Annotated in this window: 22 protein-coding genes and 1 pseudogene; 7 read left to right on the top strand and 16 right to left on the bottom strand. The window is 67.3% G+C overall.

The window, feature by feature from the left end; genetic code table 11:
* Positions 1–269: 269 nt before the first annotated feature.
* Positions 270–1,181, bottom strand: a complete 912-nt coding sequence (locus ACAH41_RS21160) for a TraB/GumN family protein (RefSeq protein ID WP_325654386.1) — start codon at positions 1,179–1,181, stop codon at positions 270–272.
* Positions 1,182–1,356: 175 nt separating this feature from the next.
* Here ACAH41_RS21160 and ACAH41_RS21155 point away from each other — a divergent pair.
* Positions 1,357–1,749, top strand: a pseudogene (locus tag ACAH41_RS21155) (citrate/2-methylcitrate synthase); the annotation flags it as partial.
* Between the two features lie 24 nt (positions 1,750–1,773).
* Here ACAH41_RS21155 and ACAH41_RS21150 read toward each other — a convergent pair.
* The 5 genes from ACAH41_RS21150 to ACAH41_RS21130 all read right to left on the bottom strand — a co-directional run bounded on the left by ACAH41_RS21150 (position 1,774) and on the right by ACAH41_RS21130 (position 5,436).
* Positions 1,774–2,175, bottom strand: a complete 402-nt coding sequence (locus tag ACAH41_RS21150) for a hypothetical protein (protein WP_325654383.1) — start codon at positions 2,173–2,175, stop codon at positions 1,774–1,776.
* A gap of 51 nt (positions 2,176–2,226) precedes the next feature.
* Complete coding sequence (locus ACAH41_RS21145) at positions 2,227–3,102, bottom strand: NmrA/HSCARG family protein (RefSeq protein WP_325654382.1); 876 nt, start codon at positions 3,100–3,102, stop codon at positions 2,227–2,229.
* Positions 3,103–3,276: 174 nt separating this feature from the next.
* On the bottom strand, positions 3,277–3,522 hold the full coding sequence (locus tag ACAH41_RS21140) for an NAD(P)H-binding protein (RefSeq protein WP_370538450.1): 246 nt from the start codon (positions 3,520–3,522) through the stop codon (positions 3,277–3,279).
* The gene (locus tag ACAH41_RS21135; protein WP_325654381.1) at positions 3,519–4,475 is read right to left on the bottom strand and encodes an alpha/beta hydrolase; all 957 of its coding nucleotides are present in this window, start codon (positions 4,473–4,475) and stop codon (positions 3,519–3,521) included. Before ACAH41_RS21135 ends, ACAH41_RS21140 begins: the two co-directional genes overlap by 4 nt.
* A gap of 34 nt (positions 4,476–4,509) precedes the next feature.
* Positions 4,510–5,436 carry a LysR family transcriptional regulator gene (locus ACAH41_RS21130; protein ID WP_325654379.1) on the bottom strand — a complete coding sequence of 309 codons (927 nt, stop codon included), beginning with the start codon at positions 5,434–5,436 and terminating at the stop codon, positions 4,510–4,512.
* 348 nt (positions 5,437–5,784) lie between these two features.
* On the opposite strand from ACAH41_RS21130, the gene ACAH41_RS21125 reads away from it, so the two are divergent.
* On the top strand, positions 5,785–6,384 hold the full coding sequence (locus ACAH41_RS21125) for an isochorismatase family protein (RefSeq protein WP_325654377.1): 600 nt from the start codon (positions 5,785–5,787) through the stop codon (positions 6,382–6,384).
* 112 nt (positions 6,385–6,496) lie between these two features.
* Here ACAH41_RS21125 and ACAH41_RS21120 read toward each other — a convergent pair whose 3' ends face one another.
* The 4 genes from ACAH41_RS21120 to ACAH41_RS21105 form a co-directional block, all read right to left on the bottom strand.
* Entirely contained in the window at positions 6,497–7,480 is a 984-nt protein-coding gene (locus ACAH41_RS21120) for a Bug family tripartite tricarboxylate transporter substrate binding protein (RefSeq protein ID WP_325654376.1), read from the bottom strand.
* Between the two features lie 66 nt (positions 7,481–7,546).
* A complete protein-coding gene (locus ACAH41_RS21115) occupies positions 7,547–8,311 on the bottom strand; it encodes an SDR family NAD(P)-dependent oxidoreductase (RefSeq protein WP_325654396.1) in 765 nt (254 codons plus the stop codon).
* Positions 8,312–8,316: 5 nt separating this feature from the next.
* Positions 8,317–10,206, bottom strand: a complete 1,890-nt coding sequence (locus ACAH41_RS21110) for a feruloyl-CoA synthase (protein ID WP_325654375.1) — start codon at positions 10,204–10,206, stop codon at positions 8,317–8,319.
* Positions 10,203–11,015 (bottom strand): crotonase/enoyl-CoA hydratase family protein, encoded by an 813-nt coding sequence (locus tag ACAH41_RS21105; protein WP_325654374.1) that lies wholly within the window; start codon positions 11,013–11,015, stop codon positions 10,203–10,205. Before ACAH41_RS21105 ends, ACAH41_RS21110 begins: the two co-directional genes overlap by 4 nt.
* A 155-nt stretch (positions 11,016–11,170) precedes the next feature.
* On the opposite strand from ACAH41_RS21105, the gene ACAH41_RS21100 reads away from it, so the two are divergent.
* A complete protein-coding gene (locus ACAH41_RS21100; protein WP_325654373.1) occupies positions 11,171–12,049 on the top strand; it encodes an amidohydrolase family protein in 879 nt (292 codons plus the stop codon).
* A 157-nt stretch (positions 12,050–12,206) separates the two neighbouring features.
* Here ACAH41_RS21100 and ACAH41_RS21095 read toward each other — a convergent pair whose 3' ends face one another.
* The 3 genes from ACAH41_RS21095 to ACAH41_RS21085 form a co-directional block, all read right to left on the bottom strand.
* Positions 12,207–13,202, bottom strand: coding sequence for an NADP-dependent oxidoreductase (locus tag ACAH41_RS21095; RefSeq protein ID WP_325654371.1), 996 nt, complete (start codon positions 13,200–13,202; stop codon positions 12,207–12,209).
* 65 nt (positions 13,203–13,267) lie between these two features.
* Positions 13,268–14,080, bottom strand: a complete 813-nt coding sequence (locus tag ACAH41_RS21090; protein WP_325654370.1) for an oxidoreductase — start codon at positions 14,078–14,080, stop codon at positions 13,268–13,270.
* A 103-nt stretch (positions 14,081–14,183) separates the two neighbouring features.
* Positions 14,184–14,789: a TetR/AcrR family transcriptional regulator gene (locus tag ACAH41_RS21085; RefSeq protein ID WP_325654367.1), complete on the bottom strand. Its 606-nt coding sequence runs from the start codon at positions 14,787–14,789 to the stop codon at positions 14,184–14,186.
* Between the two features lie 123 nt (positions 14,790–14,912).
* Here ACAH41_RS21085 and ACAH41_RS21080 point away from each other — a divergent pair, with 123 nt between their 5' ends.
* Positions 14,913–15,317: a hypothetical protein gene (locus ACAH41_RS21080; RefSeq protein ID WP_325654365.1), complete on the top strand. Its 405-nt coding sequence runs from the start codon at positions 14,913–14,915 to the stop codon at positions 15,315–15,317.
* A 3-nt stretch (positions 15,318–15,320) separates the two neighbouring features.
* Here ACAH41_RS21080 and ACAH41_RS21075 read toward each other — a convergent pair whose 3' ends face one another.
* Positions 15,321–17,504, bottom strand: coding sequence for an ATP-binding protein (locus tag ACAH41_RS21075; RefSeq protein ID WP_325654363.1), 2,184 nt, complete (start codon positions 17,502–17,504; stop codon positions 15,321–15,323).
* Positions 17,505–17,655: 151 nt separating this feature from the next.
* Between ACAH41_RS21075 and ACAH41_RS21070 the strand changes: the two genes are divergently transcribed.
* Positions 17,656–17,829 (top strand): hypothetical protein, encoded by a 174-nt coding sequence (locus tag ACAH41_RS21070; RefSeq protein ID WP_325654361.1) that lies wholly within the window; start codon positions 17,656–17,658, stop codon positions 17,827–17,829.
* A 283-nt stretch (positions 17,830–18,112) separates the two neighbouring features.
* A complete protein-coding gene (locus ACAH41_RS21065; protein WP_325654359.1) occupies positions 18,113–19,486 on the top strand; it encodes an MFS transporter in 1,374 nt (457 codons plus the stop codon).
* 13 nt (positions 19,487–19,499) lie between these two features.
* Here ACAH41_RS21065 and ACAH41_RS21060 read toward each other — a convergent pair whose 3' ends face one another.
* Entirely contained in the window at positions 19,500–20,687 is a 1,188-nt protein-coding gene (locus ACAH41_RS21060) for an ATP-binding protein (RefSeq protein WP_325654357.1), read from the bottom strand.
* An 88-nt stretch (positions 20,688–20,775) separates the two neighbouring features.
* Here ACAH41_RS21060 and ACAH41_RS21055 point away from each other — a divergent pair, with 88 nt between their 5' ends.
* Entirely contained in the window at positions 20,776–21,681 is a 906-nt protein-coding gene (locus ACAH41_RS21055) for a 2-dehydropantoate 2-reductase (protein WP_325654356.1), read from the top strand.
* On the opposite strand, the gene ACAH41_RS21050 is transcribed toward ACAH41_RS21055, so the two are convergent.
* Positions 21,678–22,571 carry a LysR family transcriptional regulator gene (locus ACAH41_RS21050; RefSeq protein ID WP_325654355.1) on the bottom strand — a complete coding sequence of 298 codons (894 nt, stop codon included), beginning with the start codon at positions 22,569–22,571 and terminating at the stop codon, positions 21,678–21,680. The two genes, ACAH41_RS21055 and ACAH41_RS21050, sit on opposite strands and share 4 nt — an antisense overlap.
* Positions 22,572–22,589 lie beyond the last annotated feature (18 nt).

The raw sequence follows: 22,589 nt of genomic DNA, 5'->3' as shown, positions 1-22,589 counted from the left end.
TCCTCGGCGGGTCAACAGCTCAAGCGACTTGCGCTCTTCACGCGATAGCTTGATCGTCTGTGCATGGCGTCCACGGCTCATGCCCTGCAGCTTATCGCCATTCCCATTTATATGAAAGATACTTCAGGGATGTTGTACTAGTCAGGCTACCGATTGGGTGCAGCTGCCCTAGCTGCCGAATCAGGCACTTGTTTAGCGCCGCCGCGTCGTGACTTGCGCAGCCTTATTGTCGTTCGTCCGCCTTGCAGCAGGCCACATCGTCCTCGACTTCAGATGCCCTTCGAAACCGTGAAGCCCGCCTGTTGCAGCAGCACCAGCAGGCTGTCCGGTCCCACGAGATGGTAGAGACCGACGACCACGAGAGCAGGCTTTGCATCCTTCGTCATCAGCTCGAATCGTGGCAACCAGGATCGGTTGCGCGCGAGGGTCAGCTTTCGATACAGCGCCGGATAGTCACGTCTCTCGTGCTCAACGAAGCGCGCTGCCGGTCCCGGACGCCCCGATGCCCAGGCGCTTGATATCTGCTCCGACCCGGAGAGGCCCAGAAGCACGCCGTCGACTGCGTAGCAGAGAAACTGTGCATCTTCGTCGGGGGTCATTTCTCCAAACCAGGCAAAGACATCATCCTTGAGCGGGAACTCTGTTGAAACTGGAATTCCGCCGGCAATCGCTTGCGCCCGCAGGGTTGTACTGGCGGATCTTCCGTTGAGGCCTGCGGCGCGATAGCCAGCGTCCTCCAGCGTTGCCCCGACCAGCCATGGACGCGCGCCCGCAAGATCACCGAGTGAGGTCTGGGTCCGAACTGCCGCCGCTCTCAGGCGCGCCATCTGTTCAGTGGACAGCGCACCAAGCGGCGAGGCGTCGGCTGACATACCGAACTTCTTCACGAGCGCGTCGGTGGATTCGCGATAAGTCTGGTTCGTTTCCGTCCAGAGGCGGCCGCAGTTCGTCAGGAGCGCCTGGACATCCGGGTCCTGCCAGTCGACGGTGCGTGGAAGACTCTCACCAAGAACATACGCGGCGCGGCCGCCTTTGCTGACCTTCCACACTTGCACTCGGGGGAGTTCAGCGCTGAATAGCGGCAGGGAATACGATGTCAACAACAGACCTAAAGCCCCTGCTGAAACGAAATTGCGACGTGTCACGTCTTGTTTGCTTTGACTGGAAACGCTGCGGGTCATATTCGTGATGAGTTTGAAAACCGACGTTCGATGGAGGACGACGGAGAGCCTTGCCCCGTCGGATTCATTGTCGGTAGGCCTGCTCCTCGGAGTCGACTCGGGTATGACGAAGCGGCGGTCTGAGCCGACAGGGTGCAACTACGCGCGACAGGTGAACCACGCAGGAAGCGTTGAGGCCCGCAAGCAGCCCGTGCCCGGCTTCGGCCACCACCTGCACAAGCCGGTGGACCCGCGCGCCTACAAGCTGCTGGACCTGGCCCGCACCGAACCCGAGCTGCCAGGCACCCACCTGCGCGCCCTCGAAACCCTGTCCCGCGCGGTCGACACGGTGGCCGGCAAGTCCATCACCCTCAACGCCACCGGTGCCGTGGCCGCGCTGCTCGGCGAAATCGGCGTGCCCACCGAAGTCATGCGCGGCTTCGCCGTCATCTCGCGCGCCGCCGGGCTGGTCGCCCACGTCGTGGAGGAACAGCAAAGCCCGTCGGGGCGATTCATCTGGGAGACGGTGGAGCAGGCGATTCCGTTTGTGGCGCCGGCTGAGTGGGCCGCTGTGCGCGGAGCGCAGTGACAGCTGCGGCGCACTCGCGCGGCATCAGTCACTCCCGAAGCGTCTCGCTGCCGCGTCCGCCGTGTCCTGCGGCGTCGTGTTGAAGGCGATGGCTGCACCCGGTGCGGCCCGGTGCACGGCGTTTACCAGTTGCTCGAAGAGCAGCAGGCTCTTCGGTGGGATGCGGATGCCGCCGCCGATCACGACGCAATCGTAGGGCTTGCTGGCGAGCTGCTTCGTCACCATCTCGGTTGCCGAGGCGTCGGGCGGCACCAGACACAGTTCGGCGGCCCAACCGCGATCGGCCATTTGCTGCATGCCGATGGCGATGCCGGCATGGATTTTTGCGGCGTCGAAGCCGGGTGGCAGCGCCGGGTCTGAAAAGTCGACGCTCTCGGGCTGTTGGCCGATGAACAGCACGCGCTTGGGGGCATTGGATGAAGTCATGACGATCTCCGGGTTCGTTGGGGAAATGAAGTGCTGGGAGCGGGCAATGGATCACGCCTGCCAGCTGCGGCCCGTCTCGCGCGCGAAGTCGCTGTAGCTGCGCGGCGGGCGGCCCAGCAGCGTCGTCAGCCGGACGATGTCGTCGGGTGCGGCCACTGCGCCATCGGTCTGGTAGCGACGCATCATCGCGCGCAGGTCGTACGCCAGCCAAGCGGGCGCCTTGGTCTTCACTGCCTTTTCGAACGCGTCGAGATCGCCGCCCGTGTAGCGGACTTCGCGGCCCAGCACGTCGGACCAGACGTTCGCCAGCGAGGTGCCGGTGAGCGCGGCGGGGCCTGACAGCTCGTAGGTCACGCGGGGCAGCGCGGCTGGCGCGCGGTCGCGCCGCAGCAGCTCGATGACGGCAGCGTCCGCGATGTCGCGCACGTCGATCATCGACACGCCCTTGTCACCAATCGGCGAGACGTAGAGCCCGGCTTTCGTCAGCGGATCCTTGAGCGTCGCGTCGTTCTGGAAGAAGTAGGACGGGCGCAGCACGGTCGCGGGCAGGTCCATCTGTTCGATCATCCGTTCGACGGCGTGCTTGGTGGTGAAGTGCGAGACGTCGGTGTACTCGGCACTGCGCGTCACCGACAGGTAGACGATGCCCTTCACACCCGCTTCGCGGGCCAGCCCGAGCGTGTTGATGGCCTGGGTCAGCTCGTCGGGCGCGTTGCTGACGAGCAGGAACAGCGTGTTCACGCCGGCGAGGGCCAGACGCATCGCGTCGGCGTCCAGCAGATCGCCGCGGACGGCGGTGACGCCGGCCGGAAACTCGGCCTTCTCCGGCGTGCGGGTGAGCGCGCGGACGTTGGCGCCACTCGCGGCGAGTTGGGTGACGACCTGGGCGCCGATGCGGCCGGTGCTGCCAGTGACGAGGATGGACATGATGGGCTCCGAAAGTGATGCGCGGCAGATGGCTGCGCTGGGTTGCAAGGGAGCGTTGCGCTGTCGGCCCGGCCGGGTCGGCACGGCGTTCTGTTCCCGTGACTGAAGATTAGGTCGTCTCGTGCGCGGTGCATAGACTCCAGATTTGGACGGTCCGTCTCAATTCCGGAACAGTCAGCTTGGGGGCGCGGCCGATGGTGCGGGGCTCCCGCAAGCTGTGCCTGACCGACGACGGCGCCGTCCTGCCGATGCCAGCACCGCGTCATCGCGCGCATCTCCTTCAACGAGGGTTGCGCCGGCCATGTCGCCCGCCTTGGCAATTGATCGAACCACCGCCACGACCGAATGCCCCTTCGCGGTGGCTCGTTTGACGATCTCGCGACCCGTGCCGCCGGTCGCACCCAGGAGCAGTACCTTCATGTGGCAACCTTTTGCTTCGTGAGGCCTGAGCTCCGAAGCTGATGTTCGAGGAACTCGGCGATGGCTTTCAGCGACGCCTTGCCGGCGCGCAACAGCGCGAAGTTGGACTGGAACACGTGCACCATCCCCTCCCACACATGCACTTCGCACCATCCACCTTGGCCCGCGACGAGGTCGGCGTACCGGCGGGAATCGTCGAGGAGGATCTCGTCTTCGCCAACGTGCATCAATACCGGCGGCAGGTCGGCCAGATTGCCGTGCAGTGGCGACGCGAGCGGATCTCGGGCACTGTGCTCGCCGAGGTACAGGCGCGCCGTCGTCGCCAGCGAGTCCCGCGTCAGCAGCGGATCCGCCTCGGCACGGGAACGCATGGTTTCGCCAGCCAGCGCGAGGTCTGTCCATGGCGACATGGCTGCCGCGCAAATGGGGGACGGGTTGCCCGTCTGGCGCGCCTGTGCGACGGCCCATGAGAGGAGCACGAGGGCCAGGCCGCCACCGGCTGAGTCACCTGCCAGCGCGATCTTCGTGAGGCCCAGCGCCACCAATCCCGCGTAGGCGGCGCGTGCGTCCTCGACGGCAGCCGGAAACGGGCGCTCGGGCGCAAGCCCGTACGCCGGCACGAAAGCGGCGGTCCTGGTCAGGGACACGATTTGCCCGACAAAATTCCGGTACGCAAGTGCGGACCCGATCACGTAGGCGCCGCCGTGAAAGTAGAGGATGGCGGCCGACGCATCTGCCGCGTCGACGGGCCTGCACCACACGCCTTCGACCCCGCCCACCGTGGCGGTCTCGTACGTCACGCCCGGGGCCGCCGCGACCTGCTGCATCATCGAATCGAAAGGCACTCTTGCCTCCGGCCCGCTGATGCTTCCCTTCATGGGCGTCATCTGCTCGCGCATTCCAACCATGACTTGGCGATCCTCGGGATGGATCGAATGATGAATCGTTGTCAAGACAATGCTCCTTCAGTCAACTTTGACGCTTGGCCTACTGGGTCGCCATCGAATCGTTCTGCCAAGACTTGCCTGGCGCCGAAGCGCTTTTCAGGAACTCCACAAAAGCCCTGACGGTCGGCGACAACTCTCGGCTGCTGGGAAAGACTGCGCTGACCTCCAACGGAGGCAGCGTCCATTCCGGAAACAGGTGAACAAGTCGTCCGGCCTTGATGTCGGGCGCACACAGGTAGCCCGACAGGCAGCCCAGCCCGACGCCAGCAAGCACTTGTCGGTGAATCAACAGAGGATCGTTGATGCTCAGGCGCGGCTTGAGTTCGAACCGCTTCTCCTCGCAGCCGGGTCCTCTGAAAATCCAGGCCCTCGGCCTGCCGTCAATCCCCGGCATCTCGATGGCGTGGTGCGCCTGGATCTCGTCCAGCGCCAGGGGGGAGCCGCGCCGCGCGAGGTATGCGGGGGCGGCGCATAGGTAGCGGTGTATCGTCCCCAGCCTGACTGCAATGAGTTGCGAGTCGGTCATCGGTCCGATGCGCACCGTGACGTCAACGCCCTCGGCGATCAGGTCGACGGTTCGGCTGCTCAGCTCTACCGCCACGTTGACGTCGGGGTAGCGCGCCAGGAACTCCGGCAGCAAGTCGGACAGTGCGTTGTACCCGAAGCCAATTCCGACGCTGACCCGCAGCTGACCGCGCGGATTGCTGCCCATTCCGGTGACGACATCGATCGTTTCATGGATGCGCGCGAGCAGATGCACACATCGCTCATGCAATGCAACGCCGGCCTCGGTCAACTGCACTTCGTGCGTCGTGCGCTGGACGAGGCGAATTCCCAAGGCCGACTCGAGGCGAGCGACCCCCCGACTCACGCTCGATTTGGGGACATTCAGCACCCGCCCGGCCGCAGAGAAACTTCGTAACGTCGCGACTTTCTCAAACAAGCGCAGGTCGTTCAGGTCCAGCATGTCGAAGGAGGGGCTCAAAGTGGACAGCGAGGGCCGCTTGACGCGCGAACGGCTCCGCGGGGGAGCCTGGATCGTAAACAAGCGATCGTTCCGCCACGGGAACACCGTGTTCCTCCGCAAACGCACGTGCGCCCACTATCCTTTCGGCCGATCACCCTTCAATGAGTTTGTCACACCCCTGGTGGCATCTCCGAATAAGGATTGAACGGCATGAACCAGCAGGCCTTCACGCGCCTGGCAGTCGGCGCCCGACTGTTGTTGCCCGCCCATTGAGGTTCCCCTTGTTCGAGACGGTTCTGGATCCGATCCCACTGATCCCTTCTATGGCCCTAACCAAGGACATTGCAAATGGAGAAATCACCTCACTTCAAGCCGGCCCAATGCGCTCTTCTGCTGATCGATCACCAAGTCGGCACGACGCAGCTGATCAAGAACATGAATCCCGACCAGTCGATTCGCAATGCGATCACGCTTCTCAAAGCCGCGCTCGCATTCGACATGCCGATTGTCATGACCTCCAGTCAAGAGGATCATGTGCAGGGCCCACTCCATCCGTCGCTGGAACGAGTTGCGCCAGAGGCCTTTGCCAAAAGAGTGAAGCGCCAAGGGGTCGTCAATGCCTGGGACGATCCGCACTTCAGCGAGGCTGTCTCCGCAACCGGCCGCAAGCAGCTGATCATTGCAGCAGTCACCACGGACATTTGTCTCGTCTTTCCCACGATCAGCGCTGTCGAAGCGGGCTATGAGGTCCAGGCCGTCCTTGACGCCAGCGGATCGAGCTTCTCGATCGGTGAGGAGACGTCGCGAAGGCGAATGGAGCGTGCGGGCGTCTGGCTGACGTCAACCAACACAATGGTCGCCGAACTGGTCGGCAACTGGGCCACGCCGCAGGGCATGGCGTTGGTGCCACTGCTGGCAGCCGACCCCCCCATGCTGCCGGTGTATTGAGCAAGGCTGCGATGACGGCGCCCCAGGCATCCATCGCCTTCAACACTTCCCCGCCCGACACCGCCGATGCCGCGGCGCGATGGCTCAAAGCCGGTTGAATGGCGTGCAGGCGTCACGCCTCCGGCGTGAACCCCACCTGCTTGACCAGCGGGCCCCAGGCTGCGGACTCGCTCTTGACGGCCTTGGCGAGCTCGGCCGGGGAGTTGGCCGAGGCGTCGAAGCCGAGCTGGGCGAGGCCATCGGTGACTTCAGGCAGCGCGACGGCGCCGCGCACGGCGGCGGCAGCCCGGTTGACGACTTCGGGCGAGGCTTTGCCGGGCAGGAAGAAGCCGTACCACTCCTGGATCTGAAGCGCCGGAAAGCCTTGTTCGGCGTAGGTCGGCACATCCGGCGTGAAGCGCGAGCGCTTGGGGCCGGAGGTGGCCAGCACACGCAGCTTGCCGCTGGCCAGGTAGGGCAGGTAGTCACCGATGGGTGAACTCATGGCCGGGATCTGGCCGCCCACCAGGTCCTGGATGCCCGGCGCCGAGCCCCGGTACGGCACGTGGTTCAGCTCCACGCCGCTCTCCTTGGACAGCAGCATGCCAAGGAAGTGCGGCGGCGTGCCGGCGCCGGGCGTGGCATAGCCGGCCAGCCCCGGGTTGGCCTTGACCCAGGCGAAGTAGTCCCTCAGGTTCTTCACCGAAGCCGGCACGGCGGGGCCGACGCCGAATGCAAAGCTGATGACGCAGGCCGTGCTGACCGGGCTCACGTCGTCCGAGGTGTAGGGCAGCTTGGTGAAGATGTGCTGGTACAGCGTGATGATGGAGGCCGGCGTGAGCAGCAGCGTGCTGCCGTCGGGCGGGCTGCGGCGCAGCTCGTCCACACCGAGGCGCCCGCCGGCGCCTGGCCGGTTGTCCACCAGCACGACCTTGGCGTAGCCGCCGCGCAGCTTGTCGGCAATGCGGCGGGCCACGGCGTCTGTCGTGCCGCCCGGCGGGAAGCCGACGATGAGGCGCGCGGTCTCCAGGTTCTGCGCGCTCGCGGGGCCGGGCAGGGTGCTGGCGGCCAGCGCGCCACCGGTTGCCACCAGGAACTGTCTGCGGTCAAGGTCCATCGGGTTGTCTCCGTTGTGTTGGGACCGTCAGCGCGGCCCTTTTGGGGGGATCAGGAAGGGGAACGGTCAGCGGGGCGCCATGCGCAAGGCGCCGTCCAGGCGGATCACCTCGCCATTGAGGTGCCCGTTTTGCGCGATGTGCAGCGCCAGTTCGGCAAACTCCTCGGGTTGGCCCAGGCGCTTGGGGAAGGGGATGGACGCGGCCAGCGACTGCTGCACCTCGGCCGGCAGCTCGTGCAGCAGCGGCGTGAGGAACAGGCCTGGCGCGATGGTCGCCACGCGCACGCCGAACTGCGCCAGGTCGCGCGCCAGCGGCAGCGTCAGCGAAACCAGGCCGCCCTTGGAAGCGGCATAGGCCTCCTGGCCGATCTGGCCGTCGTAGGCGGCCACCGAGGCAGTGTTGACAATGACGCCCCGCGCCCCGTCCTGCAAGGGTTCCAGCTTGACCATCGCTGCGGCGGCCAGGCGGATCATGTTGAAGGTGCCGACCAGGTTGACGTTGATGATGCGCTGGAAGTCCTCGATGGGCATCGGGCTACCGTCTTTGGCGATCAGCCGCTTCGCGCCGCCAATGCCGGCCACGTTCATCAGCACGCGGGCTGGGCCGTGGGCCTGGGCCGCGGCGGCCAGCGCGGCCAGCACGCTGGCGGTGTCGGTGATGTCGCAGCGCAAACCCAGGCCGCCAATTTCGGCGCCGACCTTGGCAGCGGCGGCCTCGTTGATGTCCAGCACCGTGACCTTGGCGCCTTGCCGCGCCAGCGCACGCGCGGTCGCCGCGCCCAGGCCGGAGCCGCCACCGGTGACCAGTGCGGCCACGCCTTGCAGGTTCATCATCGTCATTTGCTTGTCGGCCGGATCACGTCCAGGCTGCCGGTGAGTTTGTGGAGGGCATCGGTGGGCAGCCCGCTGTACAACGCATCGACCAAGGCCGCGCGATGGGTCAGCACCGCACGCTGGTTCAGCGAGCCTTTGTCGGTGATCTCGCCCAGGTCCATGCGCGGCGGCGTGAGCATCACCAGCGCGCGTGCCACCCGGGTCGCGCTGCCGGTGCCGGCCTCCCATTGGCGGTTCACCAGTTGCTGGAAGAACTCGCGCACGCCGGCGTTGGTGAGCACCTGCGCGGCCGGCGTGTCGGCGGGCAGGCCGGCCAGGCGCCGGCATTCGTCCACACGAGGGAAGATCAGCAGCCCGATGTCGTCGCGGTCCATGCCGGCGACGGCAACATCCTGCACGCAGGGGGCGCCGTCCAGCGTCACGCGGGCGCGCAGCGGGCCCACGCTGACGAAGGTGCCGCTGGAAAGCTTGAAGTCCTCAGCGATGCGCCCGTCAAAGCGCAGGCCGCGCTGCGGTTGCTCGGGGTCGACGAAGGCCACTGCGTCGCCGGTGCGGTAGAAGCCTTCTTCATCGAAGGCTTCGGCCGTCTGCTGCGGCTCGCGCCAGTAGCCTGGCATGACGTTGGGGCCGCGGAAGCGGATTTCGGTCTTGCCGTGCGGCCCTTTTTCCATCGGCACCAGCTTCAGCTCCACGCCGGGCGTGGGCAGGCCGATGTGGCCCGAGCGGATGTCTTCACCGAGCGCGAAGGTGCACGAGGGCGCCGTCTCGGTCATGCCCAGGCCCGTGAGCATGCGCACGCGCTGGCCGATGGTGCGTTCGGCGTGCGCGTCCAGCCGGTCCCACACCGCTTGCGACAGGCCGGCACCCGCGTACATGAAGGCCTTCACGCGGCGGAACAGCGACTCGCGCAGCGCGTCGTCTTCGTCCATCGCCGAGGCGATTTCCTCGAAGCCCTTGGGCACGTTGAAGTAGATGGTGGGCGAAATCTCGCGCAGGTTGCGCAGCGTTTCGCCAATGCCGCTGGCGGTGGGCTTGCCTTCGTCGATGTACAGCGTGCCGCCGTTGTACAGCGCAATGCCGACGTTGTGGTTGCCGCCAAACGTGTGGTTCCACGGCAGCCAGTCCACCAGCACCGGCGGCTCGTCGCCGAGGAAGGCAAAGGCCTGGCGGATCATCTGCAGGTTGGCGCACAGCATTCGGTGCGTGTTGATCACGCCCTTGGGCTGCTTGGTCGAGCCTGAGGTGAAGAGGATCTTGACCAGCGTGTCCGGCCCCACCGCGGCATGCGCTGCCATGGCTTCGGCGCCCGGCGTGGCAGCCAGCAGTGCGGAAAAAGGGGTGGCGGCGCGGTCCGCCAGCGCGCCCTCGGTCAGCACCACTTCCACGCCTTCGGGCACCGCTGCGGCAATGGCCTTCGCATAGGCCGGGCTGGAGGCGAACACCAGCCCGGGTGTCAGCGTGCCCAGGATGTGGCGCAGCTTCGCGTGGTCCTGAGACAGCAGCGAATACGCCACCGAAACCGGGGTGTAGGGCACGCCCGCCCACATCGCGCCCAGCGACAGCGTGAGGTGTTCCAGGTCGTTATCGGAAAGGATGGCCACCGGCCGCTCGGCCGACAGCCCGCGTTGCGCCAGCGCCTGGCCCACGGCCTGTGCGCGCGCCAGCATCTGCGCATAGCTGATGCGCCGCCACTCGCCGTCCGCGCCGCGGCGGGCCACGAAGGTGCGTTCCGGTGCCTCGCGGGCCCAGTGTTCCAGCCGGTCGCTCAGGCGGGCGGGGAAGGGCGCCAGCGGTTCGGTGGAGCGCAGCACCACGGTGCCATCGTCGCGGTACTCGACAGCAGCCTCGAGGCAACCGCCGACCCTCAACGCGCGATAGGCCGGCGCGCTCATGCGGCGTTCACCTTGCCGGCCCGGCCTTCGAGGAAGGCGCGCATGCGCTGCTTGGCGGCGTCGTCGCCCTGGGCGATGGCGGCCATCAGCGACTCGACGAACAGCCCGTCGGACTGCGACAGCCCGGCGATGCGCGGCAGCGCCTGCATCACCGCGAAGTTGGACAGCGGCGCGTTGGCGGCGATCTTCCTGGCCAGCGCAAGACCTTGCGCGAGGCCTTCGCCGGGCTCGACGAGGTAGGTGGCCAAGCCGAACTGCAAGCCTTCATCGGCGCTCAGCACGCGGCCGGTCAACATCATGTCCGTCATGCGGGCCGCGCCGATCAGCCGCGGAATGCGCGCTGCGCCGCCGCCGCCCACAAACAGCCCGCGTTGGCCCTCGGGCAGCGCGTAGAAGGTGCTGCGCTCGGCCACCCGCACATGGGCGCTGCTGGCCAGCTCCATCCCGCCGCCCACCACCGCGCCATGCAGCACCGCGACAACCGGCACCCGGCCGAACTGCACCTGCTCGAAGGCCGCATGCCAGCTGCGCGAGTGCGCAATGCCCTCGGCCACGCTGCGCTCGCTGAGCTCGGACAGGTCCAGCCCGGCGCAAAAGTGTTCGCCTTCGCCGCTCAGCAGCACCGCGCCCACGTCGTCCGGCAGGTTCAGCAAGGCCGTGTGCAGCTGGGCGATCAGCGGGTCGTTCAGTGCATTGCGCTTGGCCGGGCGGTTCAGCCGCAGGTGGGCCACGGCGCCTTGCTGGCTGATCTGCAGCAGCGGCAGGCCGGCCAGCAGGCCGGTGGCGGGGGTGAAGTCCGGAAGGGTCATGGGCGGGTGGCGGTGGTGGCGGGGAAAATGATTCAGCGACTTAATCATTATTGGCGCCGACCGGCCTGGAGATCAATCGGATATTTGTCCGTGAAAACCCCGATGACGCACCCGTTGATTGATTGTTTTACTTAAACAAACTTGGAGCTTCCTCAATGAACCTGGACGAGCTGATCGCGATCGACACCCACACCCACCTGGAGGTGTCCTGCCGCAACCCCTTCGACAACTACGGCGAGGAGTTCGACCGCGCGGCCGACAAGTACTTCCGCTCTTCGCGCCGGCCGACGATGGAAGAGACGATTGCCTACTACCGCGAGAAGAAGATCGGCTTCGTGAACTTCACGGTGGACGCCGAGACGCAGATGGGCCGGCGGCGCATCCCGAACGAGGAGATCGCCGAGGCCGCGCTGGCCAACCCGGACATCATGATTGCCTTCGGCAGCATCGACCCGCACAAGGGCAAGATGGGCGCCCGCGAGGCGCGCAAGCTGATCGAGGAATACGGCGTCAAGGGCTTCAAGTTCCACCCCACGGTGCAGGGCTTCGAGCCGGCGGACCGCATGGCCTGGCCGCTCTATGAAGTGATTGCCGAGTACCAGCTGCCGGCCATCTTCCACAGCGGGCATTCGGGCATTGGCAGCGGCATGCGCTGCGGCGGCGGCCTGCGGCTGCAGAACTCCAATCCGATGATGGTCGAGGACGTGGCGATTGCCTTCCCCGACATGCAGATCGTGCTGGCCCACCCGTCCTGGCCCTGGCAGGACGAGGCCATCTCGCTGGCGATGCACAAGCCCAACGTGTGGATCGACCTGTCAGGCTGGAGCCCGAAGTACTTCCCCGCGCAGCTGGTGCAGTACGCCAACACGCTGCTGAAGGACCGCATCCTGTTCGGCAGCGATTTCCCGCTGATCACGCCCGAGCGCTGGATGAAGGACTTCGAGGAAGCCGGCTTCAAGGACGAGGTGAAGCCGCTGATCCTGAAGCAGAACGCCGCTCGCTTGCTGAAGCTGGGGGCGTTTGCGGCCAAGTGATCAAACAATCAGCACCGCGTTTCGCGCAAGCCCTTGGCCACAGCTTCCGCTCGTTCGTCACCCAGACGCCGATGCAAAGGGAGGTCAGCTCGGCTTGCCTTGGTAGAACTGGCAATTGGCGCAGGTTTGCCCGCCTACATGTCCCCGCCCTGCATCCTCACCTGACCTTGACCACCACCTTGCCTTTTGCGCGGCCCGCTTCGACGTAGGCCATGGCTTCGTTGGTGGATCCGAACGGGAAAACCTTGTCGATCACCGGCTGGATGGCGCCGGCCTCGATGAGCCGGGTGATCTCGCGCAGCTGGCTGCCGTTGGCTTTCATGAACAGGAATGAATAGTCGACGCCCAGCTTCCTGGCCTTGCGCCGGACGCCCGCACTCAGCAGCCGCATGACCAGCCTCACGAAGCCGGGCGCGCCGATGGCCTGGCCGAATGCCGGGTCCGGCGGGCCGGAGATGGAGATGAGCTTGCCGCCGGGCTTGAGCACGCCGAGGGACTTGGCGAGTGTCTTGCCGTCCTGGCTGTTCAGCACCAAGTCGCAGTCGCGCAGCACCTGCGCGAAGTCCTGTGTCTTGTAGTTGACGACCACGTCCGCGCCCAGGCGCTTCACCAGCTCGGCGTTGCTGCTGGTGGTCGCCACCGTGGCGCCCAGGTGCTTGGCCAGCTGGATCGCGAAGGTGCCGACGCCGCCGGAACCCGCCTGGATGAAGACCGTCTCACCCTGCTTCAGATGGGCCTTTTCCACCAGCGCCTGCCAGGCCGTCAGGCCCACCAGCGGGATGGACGCGGCCTCTTCCATCGAGAGGTTCCTGGGCTTGGGCGCCAGCGAGCTTTCCTTGACCGGGACAAGTTCGGCGAAGGTGCCGATCCGGAAGTCATCCACCCGCGCGTAGACCTCGTCGCCGGGCTTGAACTGCCGCACCCGTGGGCCGACCTTTCGCACCACGCCGGCCACGTCGTGACCCAGCACCAGCGGCAGCCGGTAGGGCAGGATGAGCTTGAACTCGCCGTCCCGGATCTTGGCGTCCAGCAGGTTGACGCCGGCGGCGTGCACCTCGACCAGGACCTCGTCGTCGCGCAATTCAGGGTCCGGCAGCTCGGCTGGCCGCAGAAGGCCTTTCTTGGCGTAGCGGTCGAGAACAAATGCCTTCATGGTGTTTCCTTGGTCGAACGATGCCCGGCGCGGGGCGATGTGGTGGATCAGCGAGCGGGTTGGGTTCAGGCTTCGAGGCGCAGGTCCTTGCGGACGCCCGCGTCCAGCACGCTGGCGGGCGCAAAGCGGCGCAGCATGCGCATGCGGCTGGCCAGGCCAGCCGCGTAGTGCAGCTTGGGGCGCGCCGCGGTGGCCGCCTGCAGCACCACTTCGGCCACGACTCCGGGGCCGTCGGCGCCGACGAGCACTTCCTTGACCCGCTTCTCGACCCCGGCGCGCACCGTGCCGTACACGTCCAGCACCGCATCGGGCCGCATCAGGTTGGCATCGAACGGCGTGTTGATGTAGGCGGGTTCTACCACCGAGACGCGAATGCCCTGCGTGCGCAGCTCATGGTCGAGCGCTTCGGAATAGCCGGCCACCGCATGCTTGGTGGCGGAGTACAGCGCCATGTAAGGCATGGGCAGGAAGCCCAGCACCGAGCCGATGTTGACGATGCGGCCGCCGCCCTGCCGGCGCATGTGCGGCACAACGGCGCGTGTCATTCGGACCATGCCAAAGAAGTTGGTGTCGAAGATGGCCTGGGCCTGCTCGATCGAGCTCTCCTCGGCCCCGGCGGGCGCCACGCCAAAGCCGGCGTTGTTGACCAGCAGGTCGACGCGGCCTTCGCGCTGCATCAGCTGCTGGACGGCGGCTTCGACCGACGCGTCGCGGGTCACGTCCAGGGCCAGCATCTCGAAAGCGTGTTGGCCGGGCTGGGCGCCACGGCGGCTGGTGCCGTAGACCGTGTAGCCCGCCTGGGCGAGCTGCGTGGCGGTGGCCTGGCCGATGCCCGACGAGGCGCCGGTCACGAGGGCAATCCTGCTGTGTTTTGTCATGGTGTGGGTCTGCCAGAGGCTCGGGTGGAGAAGGGATGGAAAATTGGAATGATGATCATCATTCGAGAAGGTGAGCGAACAGCCGGCCCGTCATGTGGCCGTTTCAATCGTGGGTGGGGCTCAGGTGCGCCAGCGCGGCGCTTCTCAGGCCATCGGCCAGTGCGGGGTCGTCGACCGCGCGGGACAGCAGCAGCGCGCCCACCATCGTGGAGATCGCAACCAGCGCCTGCGCGTGGGCCTGGGCCTGCCCCCAGTCCGGTGACTGGCGAGCCAGCAGGTCGACCATTTCCTTGACGTGGCGCGTCGTGACCCGGCGCACCTCCGGTGCCTGCCGCGAGGTCTCGGAGCCCAGCGCGGCCAGTGGGCAGCCCGTCTCCGCGTGGTCGGCATGCGCCTTCGAGAGGTAGGCGCCCAGCATGGAGGCGACCGCCTGCCCGGGCGGCACGGTCGCTGCCACGCCTGCGGCCGCAGCGGCCGACTCGGCGCAGGCCTGGCGCGCAGCCTCCGCCAGCATGGCCTCGCGCGAAGCGAAGTGCGCGTAGAACGCGCCGTGGGTCAGCCCGGCTTCTTTCATGATGTCGGCCACGCCGACCCCGTCGTAGCCGCTGCGACGGATCGCCCGCGCCGCCACGGCGACGATGCGTGCATGTGTTTCCTCTTTTGCCGCGGCCCGCTGGCTTGCTTTTGAAATTGGCATGACGTTCATCATACATAAATCCGCAGCTTCGTGCTGGCAGGGGCTTCGGTCTGGCCCGCGGGGCGGCCTCATGGGGCTGTGCGCTGCAGGCCTCGGCACTTGAGGTCCAATCCCCCGATGTCATCTGCTCTTCCCATGTCCGCGCCCCGGCTCGGGGGCTGGCGCCTTGCCGGCCTGGTGTTTGTGTTCCTGTGGTTCTTCATTGGCGGCATTGCGCACTTCGCCGCGCTCGAAACCGAGATGCGCATCGTGCCGCCCTACATCCCCTGGCCGATGGCGGCGGTGCTGGTCAGCGGCGGGTTCGAGCTGCTGGGCGCGGCCGGCCTGCTGTGGCGGCGCACACGTCGCGCGGCCGGCATCGGCCTGTTCTTGCTGACGCTGGCCGTCACGCCGGTGCACGTCTACATGCTGCAGGTGCCCGAACAGTTCGACCTGCCTTATGCCTTGCTGGTGGCGCGCCTGCCAATGCAACTGGCCTTGCTGGCGCTGATCGCCTGGAGCACGGCCACGCCGCGCCGCCGCCGCGGGCTGTTCCGCTGAATCTCAGTCCTGCGCGACCGACTGCTGCAGCGCGCTGAGCAAGGTGTCGATCGAATAGGGCTTGCGCAGCAGCTGGGCGTGGGTTTCGGGGGCCTGGGCCGAGTAGCCGGTGGCAACGACCGTGGGCAGCGCGGGCAGATGTTCGCGGCACCAGGCCACCAGGTCCAGCCCGCTCATGCGGCCGGGCATCACCACGTCGGTGAACAGCACGTCGAAGGGCTGGCCCTGAAGCAGGCGTTGCAAGGCCTCGTCGGCGCTGTTGCACAGCGTCACCTTGTGCCCTTCGCCCTGCAGTGCGGGCAGCACCACCGAGGCCACCAGCGGGTCGTCTTCGACCATCAGCAACGCCAGTTGGCGGCTGGGCCTGGGCGCGCTGGTGCCGGCGGGTGCGGCGTCGGCCTGCTGTTCGCTGGCCGGCAGGTAGAGTCTCACGCGGGTGCCTTCGCCGGGTTTGCTCTGCAGCTTCGCGTCACCGCCGGACTGGCGCGCCAGGGCCAGCACCTGCGGCAGGCCCAGCCCGCTGCCGCTGCCCACCGGCTTGGTCGTGAAATACGGCTCGAAGGCCTTGGCCTGGGTCTCGGCGTCCATGCCTGGGCCGTCGTCGGCGACCTCAATGCACAGGTAGCGCCGGCCTGGCTGCAGGCCGGCGGTCTCGACCGGCTCGGCGAGGCGGCCAGTGAGGGTGATGTGGCCGCCGGAAGGCATCGCATCGCGGGCATTGAAGACCAGGTTCAGCAGCGCCAGTTCGAGCTGCGTGGGGTCGACGAACAGCGCCGGCAGGCGTGGCTCGATGTGGGCCGACAGCCGCACCCGCGCGCCAACGGCCTTGCTGGTGAGTTCCTGGGTTTTCAGCACGAAGTCCCCCAGGTCCACCGACTGCGGCTGCAGGGACTGGCGGCGGCCGAAGGTGAGCATCTGCCGCACCAGGTCGCCGGCCTTCGCGGTGGCCCGCAGCGCGCTTTGCAGCACCCGGCGCTGCGGCCCTTCGCCAACCTGGCGGTCCATCACCTGCAGCGCCATCTGGATGGTCTGCAGCAGGTTGTTGAAGTCGTGCGCCAGGCCGCCGGTGAGCCGGCCGATGGCCTCATGCTTCTGGCCGTCCAGCAGCCGGGCCTGGGCCTCGCCGGCCTGGTGCACGGCTTCCGCCACGCGTTGCTCCAGCGTGCGCGTGGCCTCGTGCGAGCGCAGGCCGGCTTCATGCAGCGCGGCGCTGACCTGGTCGGCTTCGCTGACGCCGGTGCTCAGGCGCGGCGGCACCGCGTCTTCGCCCAGCTGCGAGGCGGCTTCGCGCAGGGCCAGCACCGGTGCGCTGATGCGGCGCGCGCCATACATCGCCATGCCCAGGCCGATCAGAAGCAACAACCCGGAGGCCGCCATGGCCTGCAGCGTGACCCGCTGTGCCGCCCGGGTCAGCGCGGTGCGCGGCAGCGCAATGATCACCGCCCAGCGGTAGCGGCTGGGCTTGCTGAGGTAGCTCAGCGAGGGCACGCCGTCCAGCGTGACCGATTCGGCAAAGCCGTCTTCGCCGGCCTGGGCGCGGCGCTGGATGTCGCCGGTGGCCTGCTTGCCCAGCCACGTCTCCGGGTCCCGGCTGCGGGCAATCACGTGCTGGTCCTGGTCGATGATGGAGGCGACGCTGCCTTCGGGGTACTGGTGCTCGTCGAGGATGGCCTGCATCACGCCCGGCTCGAAGGACACGCCGACGTTGTACTGCGGCGGCTGCACGCCGCGCTGCGCCGCGAACACGCCCAGCACCGGCTTCTTCAGCAACGGCGCCTGCTGGGCGAAGAATACTTCCGGCTCGCCGGTGACGAAGTGCGCGCCGGGTGGTCGCGGGCGCGGCGTCAGGTCCAGCTCGGGCAGCAAGGTGTTCAGCAGCACGCGCTCACGGTCGACCAGGAAGGCCCAGTTGCCGCTGCCCTCGACGGCCACAGCGGCCTCTTCGCGGAAGCGGCGCACGTCGCCATCGTGCAGCGCGCTGGAGCCCGCCAGCGTGCGGGCCATCACCACGCGCTTGTCCAGCTCCCGCTCGGCGACGAAGTTCAGGCTTTGCCCGATGTTCTGCACGTTCATGCGCGCGCTGTCTTCCTCGCGCTGGTAGGTGGTGCGCGCCAGCAGGCCAAAGCCGATGACGGCCGGCAGCCAGACGGCAAAGACCAGCAACAGGAGACGGGTGCGGATGCTCATGTCGGCGTCGTGGGGCTTCGGGAAGGGCTTCACAGGGGTGGCGAGCCAGGAAGTTAACAGCACTTGCTGACTTCGGCTGGCATGGCGCTTGTCCAACCCGTCTCGCTGCCAACGCCCGCCGGCTGCACGCCGACGATGGCGCTGAATTCCGATGGCCCTTCGCAATGTGTTCTGCGGCCTGCACCTGCCAGCCCGCGGGCGAGCGGCAGGCCAGGCCGGCAATGCCAACACCAGCGGCAGCACCCGCCAGGCCAACGCCTCGGCCAACGCTGCTGCGCAGGGGGCGCCCGGCCCCAAGCGCAGCGCTGAGGCTGGCCGTCGCTGAGTGGCAGGGTAAGTTGTCTGACAACTTGGGCTGGCTTGCGTCTACGTGAGATCGCGTATGACGCGCTGGCGGCCCGGGTCTAGAGTGCGATCCGTTCGCCAATCCCCGGGAAATCCCTTGGATTCCCTGGGGACTTCCCTTTGCCGACTCGTCGGCAGGGCGGTCCGGTCCTGGTCGGGCTTGGGTGTCGAATAAGTCATACGATGTCATATCACATGCGATCTTGCCCCGGAAATCTTCCACCCCGGCCCGAGCCGCGCCTGCCCTTCAGCTTCAGGTTTCCATGAGCACACACAGCACATTCGCCGCGCCCTCTGTGGCCGGCGCAGCTTCGGCCGCCGCGCGTCCCACCCGGGTCCGCTACCTGATCCTGGCGATGTTGTTCATCGTCACCACGGTGAACTACGCCGACCGGGCCACGTTGTCCATCACCGGCCCGGCGATGAAGGCCGAATTCGGCTTCGACTCGGTGCAGCTGGGCTTCATCTTCTCGGCCTTCAGCTGGGCCTACGTGGCCGCGCAGCTGCCCGGGGGCTGGCTGCTGGACCGCTACGGCGCGCGCAAGATCTACGCGGTCAGCATCGTGCTGTGGTCGCTGTTCACGTTGCTGCAGGCCTTCACCGGTGCGCTGGCTGGCGTGTTTGGCGCGGTCACCCTGCTGTTCGCGCTGCGCTTTTGCGTCGGCCTGTCCGAGTCGCCGGCCTTCCCGGCGAATGCCAAGCTGAGTGCCAGCTGGTTCCCCACTGCAGAGCGCGGCACCGCTTCGGCCATCTTCAACTCGGCGCAGTACTTCGCCGCGGTGGTCTTCACGCCGCTGATGGCCGGGCTGACCCAGTGGATGGGCTGGCACCACGTCTACCTGTGGATGGGCGTGATCGGCTTTGTGCTGGCCGGCGTCTGGCTCAAGGTGGTGCACAACCCCGCCGACCACCCGCGCGCCAACAAGGCCGAGCGCGAGTACATCGCCAAGGGCGGCGGCCTGCTGAACCTGGAGCCGCAGGCCATGCCCTCGGGCATCGTGCGCGACGGCCGCACCTGGGCCAACCTGGGCCAGCTGATGCGCAGCCGCATGATGCTGGGCATCTACCTGGGCCAGTTCTCGATCAACGTGCTGACCTACTTCTTCCTGACCTGGTTCCCGGTCTACCTGGTGCAGCAGCGCCACATGTCCATCCTGAAGGCCGGCTTCATGGCCTCGCTGCCGGCGCTGTGCGGCTTCCTCGGCGGCGTGCTGGGCGGCGTGATCTCGGACCGGCTGATCAAGCGGGGCGCCAGCCTCACCGTGGCCCGCAAGACGCCCATCGTGCTGGGCATGCTGCTGTCGGTCACGATGATCTTCTGCAACTACGTGGACAACGAGTGGCTGGTCGTCGGCCTGATGGCGCTGGCCTTCTTCGGCAAGGGCATTGGCGCGCTGGGTTGGGCGGTGGTCTCTGACACCGCGCCGAAGGAAATCATCGGCCTGGCCGGCAGCGTGTTCAACATGTTCGGCAATGCCGCCGGCATCGTCACGCCCATCGTCATCGGCTACATCCTGGCCCACACCGGCTCGTTCAACGGCGCGCTGGTCTTCGTCGGCCTGAACGCCCTGGTCACCGTCGTCGCGTACCTGGTCATCGTGCCGGAGATCAAGCGGCTGGAGTTGAAGCCGCGCTGAGTGCTGCGCGCGGTCAATCGTCTTCGAGAGGCAGCAGCCCCTGGGGCGGGGCGGGGGGCCAGGTGCCCGCCGCCACGCGCGATTCGTACCAGCGGTGCATGGCCGCATCTTCAAGCGCGTATTCGCCGCGCGCCGATTTCCAGGCCAGCGCGGGCATTCGCTGGCGCAACGCCTCCAGCGCCTTCTGCGCCTGGGCCACGCTGACCGGCTTGCCGGTCTTGTCGCGGTAAAAGCGCAAGGCCTCTGCGTCATACGGCCGGAAGCGCGTGCCCTGAGCGAGCATGCGCCAAAGAACCGCCTGTTCGCTGGGTTTCAGTCCGAGGTAGTCGGATTCCATCTGTGCTTCATCCTGCGCCTGCTGCTGTTGTGCCGCCTGAAGCAGCGCAGGCTCGAAGCGGCCACTGAGGCTTGCCAGGGGACTCAGCACCTGGCCGAGGGCGGTCATGAAGAACTGGGGCCGGTGGCCGAAAGCCTCGAAGGCCTGCTGTAGCGTTGCGGTGTCCACCGGCGCCAGGGTGGGCCGCTGCGCCTCGATCAATCCGGTGAGGTGAGCGATGAAGTCCGGCCCCAGCGGCGGCATGCGCTGCACCTGCGAGCCGTAAAAGGGGGCACCGCTGGTATTGACCAGGCGCAGGAGCTTGTCGCGGTCCGAGCCAGACATGACCAGCATCAGGTTCACTTGGCCGGGTTGGTTCAGCTGGTCACGGGCCGATTTCAGCGCCGTCATGGCGGCCTCGCCCGCCTCGCTGGTCAGCGCGTGTTGCGCTTCATCGACGATCAGCGCTACAGGCTTGGCGGCGGTCTCGTGCAGCGCTCGAAGTGCGTCGACCAGCGTCAGGCCGTCAACCTTGCCGATCTTGCTGGTGTCCACCTGCAGCCAGCCGCCCAGGCTGACCTTGTCCAGCCCTGCTTTCTTGGCCGTGCGGGCGACTAGCCCGAGCTGCGGCTGCAGTGCCCTGGCAATCGCCTCGGCGATCAGTGCGCCCGGGTCACGCCGTGCGTCGGCCCACAGGTCCACGTACACGACCACCACACCGGCCGCTTCCAAGGCGGGGCGAAGATCACCTTGCAGGAAAGTAGACTTGCCAGTTCGCCTGGGCGCGGCAAGGAACAATCCGTTGTGCGCGTCGCCCAGCAGGCTGAGGCCTTGAAGGGCCGTCACCAGCTCCTGTGCCAGCGCTTGGCGAGGGAAGGCAAGCATGCGATTATCCGAAATTATCTTGTGGTAGATAATATATCTTTTTCAAGATAATTGTCGATAGTCCAATGTGCCGAGCAGGAGACAACGCATGAAGATCGCAGTGATGGGCGCGGGCGCGGTGGGCTGCTACTACGGCGGCATGCTGGCGCGTGCCGGGCACGAGGTGGTGCTGATCGCCCGACCGGCGCATGTGGCGGCCATTGAGCGGGACGGCTTGCGGCTGGAGGCGCAGGGCTTCGACGAACAGATTCGCCTGGCCGCCAGCAGCGACCCGGCGGCGGTGGCCGGGGCCGAGCTGGTGCTGTTCTGCGTCAAGTCGCCCGACACCGAAAGCGCGGGTGACCTGCTGCGGCCGCACCTGGCGCCGGGTGCCTTGCTGCTCACGCTGCAGAACGGCGTGGACAACGCCGAGCGGCTGCGCACACGCCTGCCGCAGGCGGTGGCCGCGGCGGTGGTTTACGTGGCCACCGAGATGGCCGGGCCGGGGCATGTGAAGCACCACGGGCGCGGCGAGCTGGTGATAGCGCCGGCTAACACGGCGGCAGTCAGCAGCGAAGCGGTGGCGCAGACGCTGATTGCCGCGGGCGTGCCGACGGAGGTGTCGCCCGACGTGGTGGGCGCGCTGTGGGCCAAGCTGATCCTGAACTGCGCCTACAACGCGATGTCCGCCATCAGCCGCCAGCCCTATGGCGTGCTGGCGCAGGCCGCGGGCGTGGCCGACGTGATGCGCGACGTGGTGGCCGAATGCCTGGCGGTGGCGGACGCCGAAGGTGTGCGTGTGCCTGGCGATGTGCCGGCCGCCGTGCGCCGCATCGCCGAGACCATGCCCAAGCAGTTCTCTTCCACCGCGCAGGACCTGATGCGCGGCAAGCCCAGCGAGATCGACCACCTCAACGGCCTGGTGGTGCGCCGCGGCGCCGCGCGCGGCGTGCCCACGCCGGTGAACCGCGTGCTGCACACCTTGGTCAAGCTGCTCGAAACCAAGCCTGCCTAGGCTTTGCGGGTGGCCGCGATGCTGGCCGCCAGGAAATCCTGTCCTGCGGCCGGCAGCGTGCGGCCGCGGCGCTTGATCAGGCTGACCGTGCGCACAAAGGCCGCGTCGGCAATCGGCCTGGCGACCAGGCCCGGTTCGGCACGCAGCTCACGCGCAGCGCCCGGGAGCAGGGTCAGCCCCAGCCCGGCGCGCACCATGGCGACTGCCGTCATCATGTAGGTGGTTTCGCAGGCGACGATGGCTTGGCGGCCGAGCTGGCGGAAGGCCGCGTCCACCAATGCGCGCACGCTGGTGGACGGGTCCGTCAACACCAGCGGCTGGTCGGCGAAATGCGTGAGCCGCAGTTGGCGCCGGGCGGCCAATGGATGGTCCGCCGGGCAGACCAGGCACAGCCGGTCGGCCCACTGGTGCAGCGTGTCGAACTCGGCGGCGTCCACCGCGCCGCCGGTCAGGCCCAGGTCGACCTGTTCGTCGCGCACCAGCTGCATCACCTGGCTGGCCACGGCGTCCCGCACCACGAAGGCAATGCCGGGCTGCGCGGCGCGGCAGGCCAGGATCACGTCGGGCAGCAGGCTGGCGGCAAACGAGGGCAGTGCGGCAATGCGCACCGTGCCGCGGCGGCCGGCGCTGGCCTCCCGCGTGTCGGCCACCACCGCGTCCATGTCCTGCAGCATGCGCTGCAGCAGCGGCAGCAGTTCCCGCCCGGTGCGGGTGAGGGCGACCGAGCGGCTGTTGCGGTCCAGCAGCCGGCTCTGCAGCGCGTCTTCCAGCTTGCGGATCTGCACCGTCAGCGCCGGCTGCGACAAGTGCAGCGCGGTGGCGGCGCGCGTGAAACTGCCGAGCTGGGCCACGCTGACAAACGCGCGAATCTGGCGGAAATTGAGGTCCATGCCGATAGCTTATGGCTG

Source organism: Ideonella sp., from assembly GCF_041287625.1.
In the GTDB taxonomy this organism is placed as follows: domain Bacteria; phylum Pseudomonadota; class Gammaproteobacteria; order Burkholderiales; family Burkholderiaceae_C; genus Ideonella.
The sequence above is the reverse complement of the archived record's forward strand: the minus strand, read 5'-3'. Positions and strand labels throughout refer to the sequence as shown.

Coding starts and splice junctions, on each gene's coding strand:
- ACAH41_RS21050 (WP_325654355.1), bottom strand. CDS start 22,571: ATGGACCTCAATTTCCGCCAGATTCGCGCGTTTGTCAGCGTGGCCCAG.
- ACAH41_RS21120 (WP_325654376.1), bottom strand. CDS start 7,480: ATGGACCTTGACCGCAGACAGTTCCTGGTGGCAACCGGTGGCGCGCTG.
- ACAH41_RS21160 (WP_325654386.1), bottom strand. CDS start 1,181: ATGACCCGCAGCGTTTCCAGTCAAAGCAAACAAGACGTGACACGTCGC.
- ACAH41_RS21065 (WP_325654359.1), top strand. CDS start 18,113: ATGAGCACACACAGCACATTCGCCGCGCCCTCTGTGGCCGGCGCAGCT.
- ACAH41_RS21140 (WP_370538450.1), bottom strand. CDS start 3,522: ATGAAGGTACTGCTCCTGGGTGCGACCGGCGGCACGGGTCGCGAGATC.
- ACAH41_RS21105 (WP_325654374.1), bottom strand. CDS start 11,015: ATGACCCTTCCGGACTTCACCCCCGCCACCGGCCTGCTGGCCGGCCTG.
- ACAH41_RS21130 (WP_325654379.1), bottom strand. CDS start 5,436: ATGCTGGACCTGAACGACCTGCGCTTGTTTGAGAAAGTCGCGACGTTA.
- ACAH41_RS21145 (WP_325654382.1), bottom strand. CDS start 3,102: ATGTCCATCCTCGTCACTGGCAGCACCGGCCGCATCGGCGCCCAGGTC.
- ACAH41_RS21110 (WP_325654375.1), bottom strand. CDS start 10,206: ATGAGCGCGCCGGCCTATCGCGCGTTGAGGGTCGGCGGTTGCCTCGAG.
- ACAH41_RS21060 (WP_325654357.1), bottom strand. CDS start 20,687: ATGCTTGCCTTCCCTCGCCAAGCGCTGGCACAGGAGCTGGTGACGGCC.
- ACAH41_RS21095 (WP_325654371.1), bottom strand. CDS start 13,202: ATGAAGGCATTTGTTCTCGACCGCTACGCCAAGAAAGGCCTTCTGCGG.
- ACAH41_RS21080 (WP_325654365.1), top strand. CDS start 14,913: ATGTCCGCGCCCCGGCTCGGGGGCTGGCGCCTTGCCGGCCTGGTGTTT.
- ACAH41_RS21055 (WP_325654356.1), top strand. CDS start 20,776: ATGAAGATCGCAGTGATGGGCGCGGGCGCGGTGGGCTGCTACTACGGC.
- ACAH41_RS21115 (WP_325654396.1), bottom strand. CDS start 8,311: ATGAACCTGCAAGGCGTGGCCGCACTGGTCACCGGTGGCGGCTCCGGC.
- ACAH41_RS21075 (WP_325654363.1), bottom strand. CDS start 17,504: ATGAGCATCCGCACCCGTCTCCTGTTGCTGGTCTTTGCCGTCTGGCTG.
- ACAH41_RS21100 (WP_325654373.1), top strand. CDS start 11,171: ATGAACCTGGACGAGCTGATCGCGATCGACACCCACACCCACCTGGAG.
- ACAH41_RS21150 (WP_325654383.1), bottom strand. CDS start 2,175: ATGACTTCATCCAATGCCCCCAAGCGCGTGCTGTTCATCGGCCAACAG.
- ACAH41_RS21070 (WP_325654361.1), top strand. CDS start 17,656: ATGGCCCTTCGCAATGTGTTCTGCGGCCTGCACCTGCCAGCCCGCGGG.
- ACAH41_RS21085 (WP_325654367.1), bottom strand. CDS start 14,789: ATGATGAACGTCATGCCAATTTCAAAAGCAAGCCAGCGGGCCGCGGCA.
- ACAH41_RS21125 (WP_325654377.1), top strand. CDS start 5,785: ATGGAGAAATCACCTCACTTCAAGCCGGCCCAATGCGCTCTTCTGCTG.
- ACAH41_RS21090 (WP_325654370.1), bottom strand. CDS start 14,080: ATGACAAAACACAGCAGGATTGCCCTCGTGACCGGCGCCTCGTCGGGC.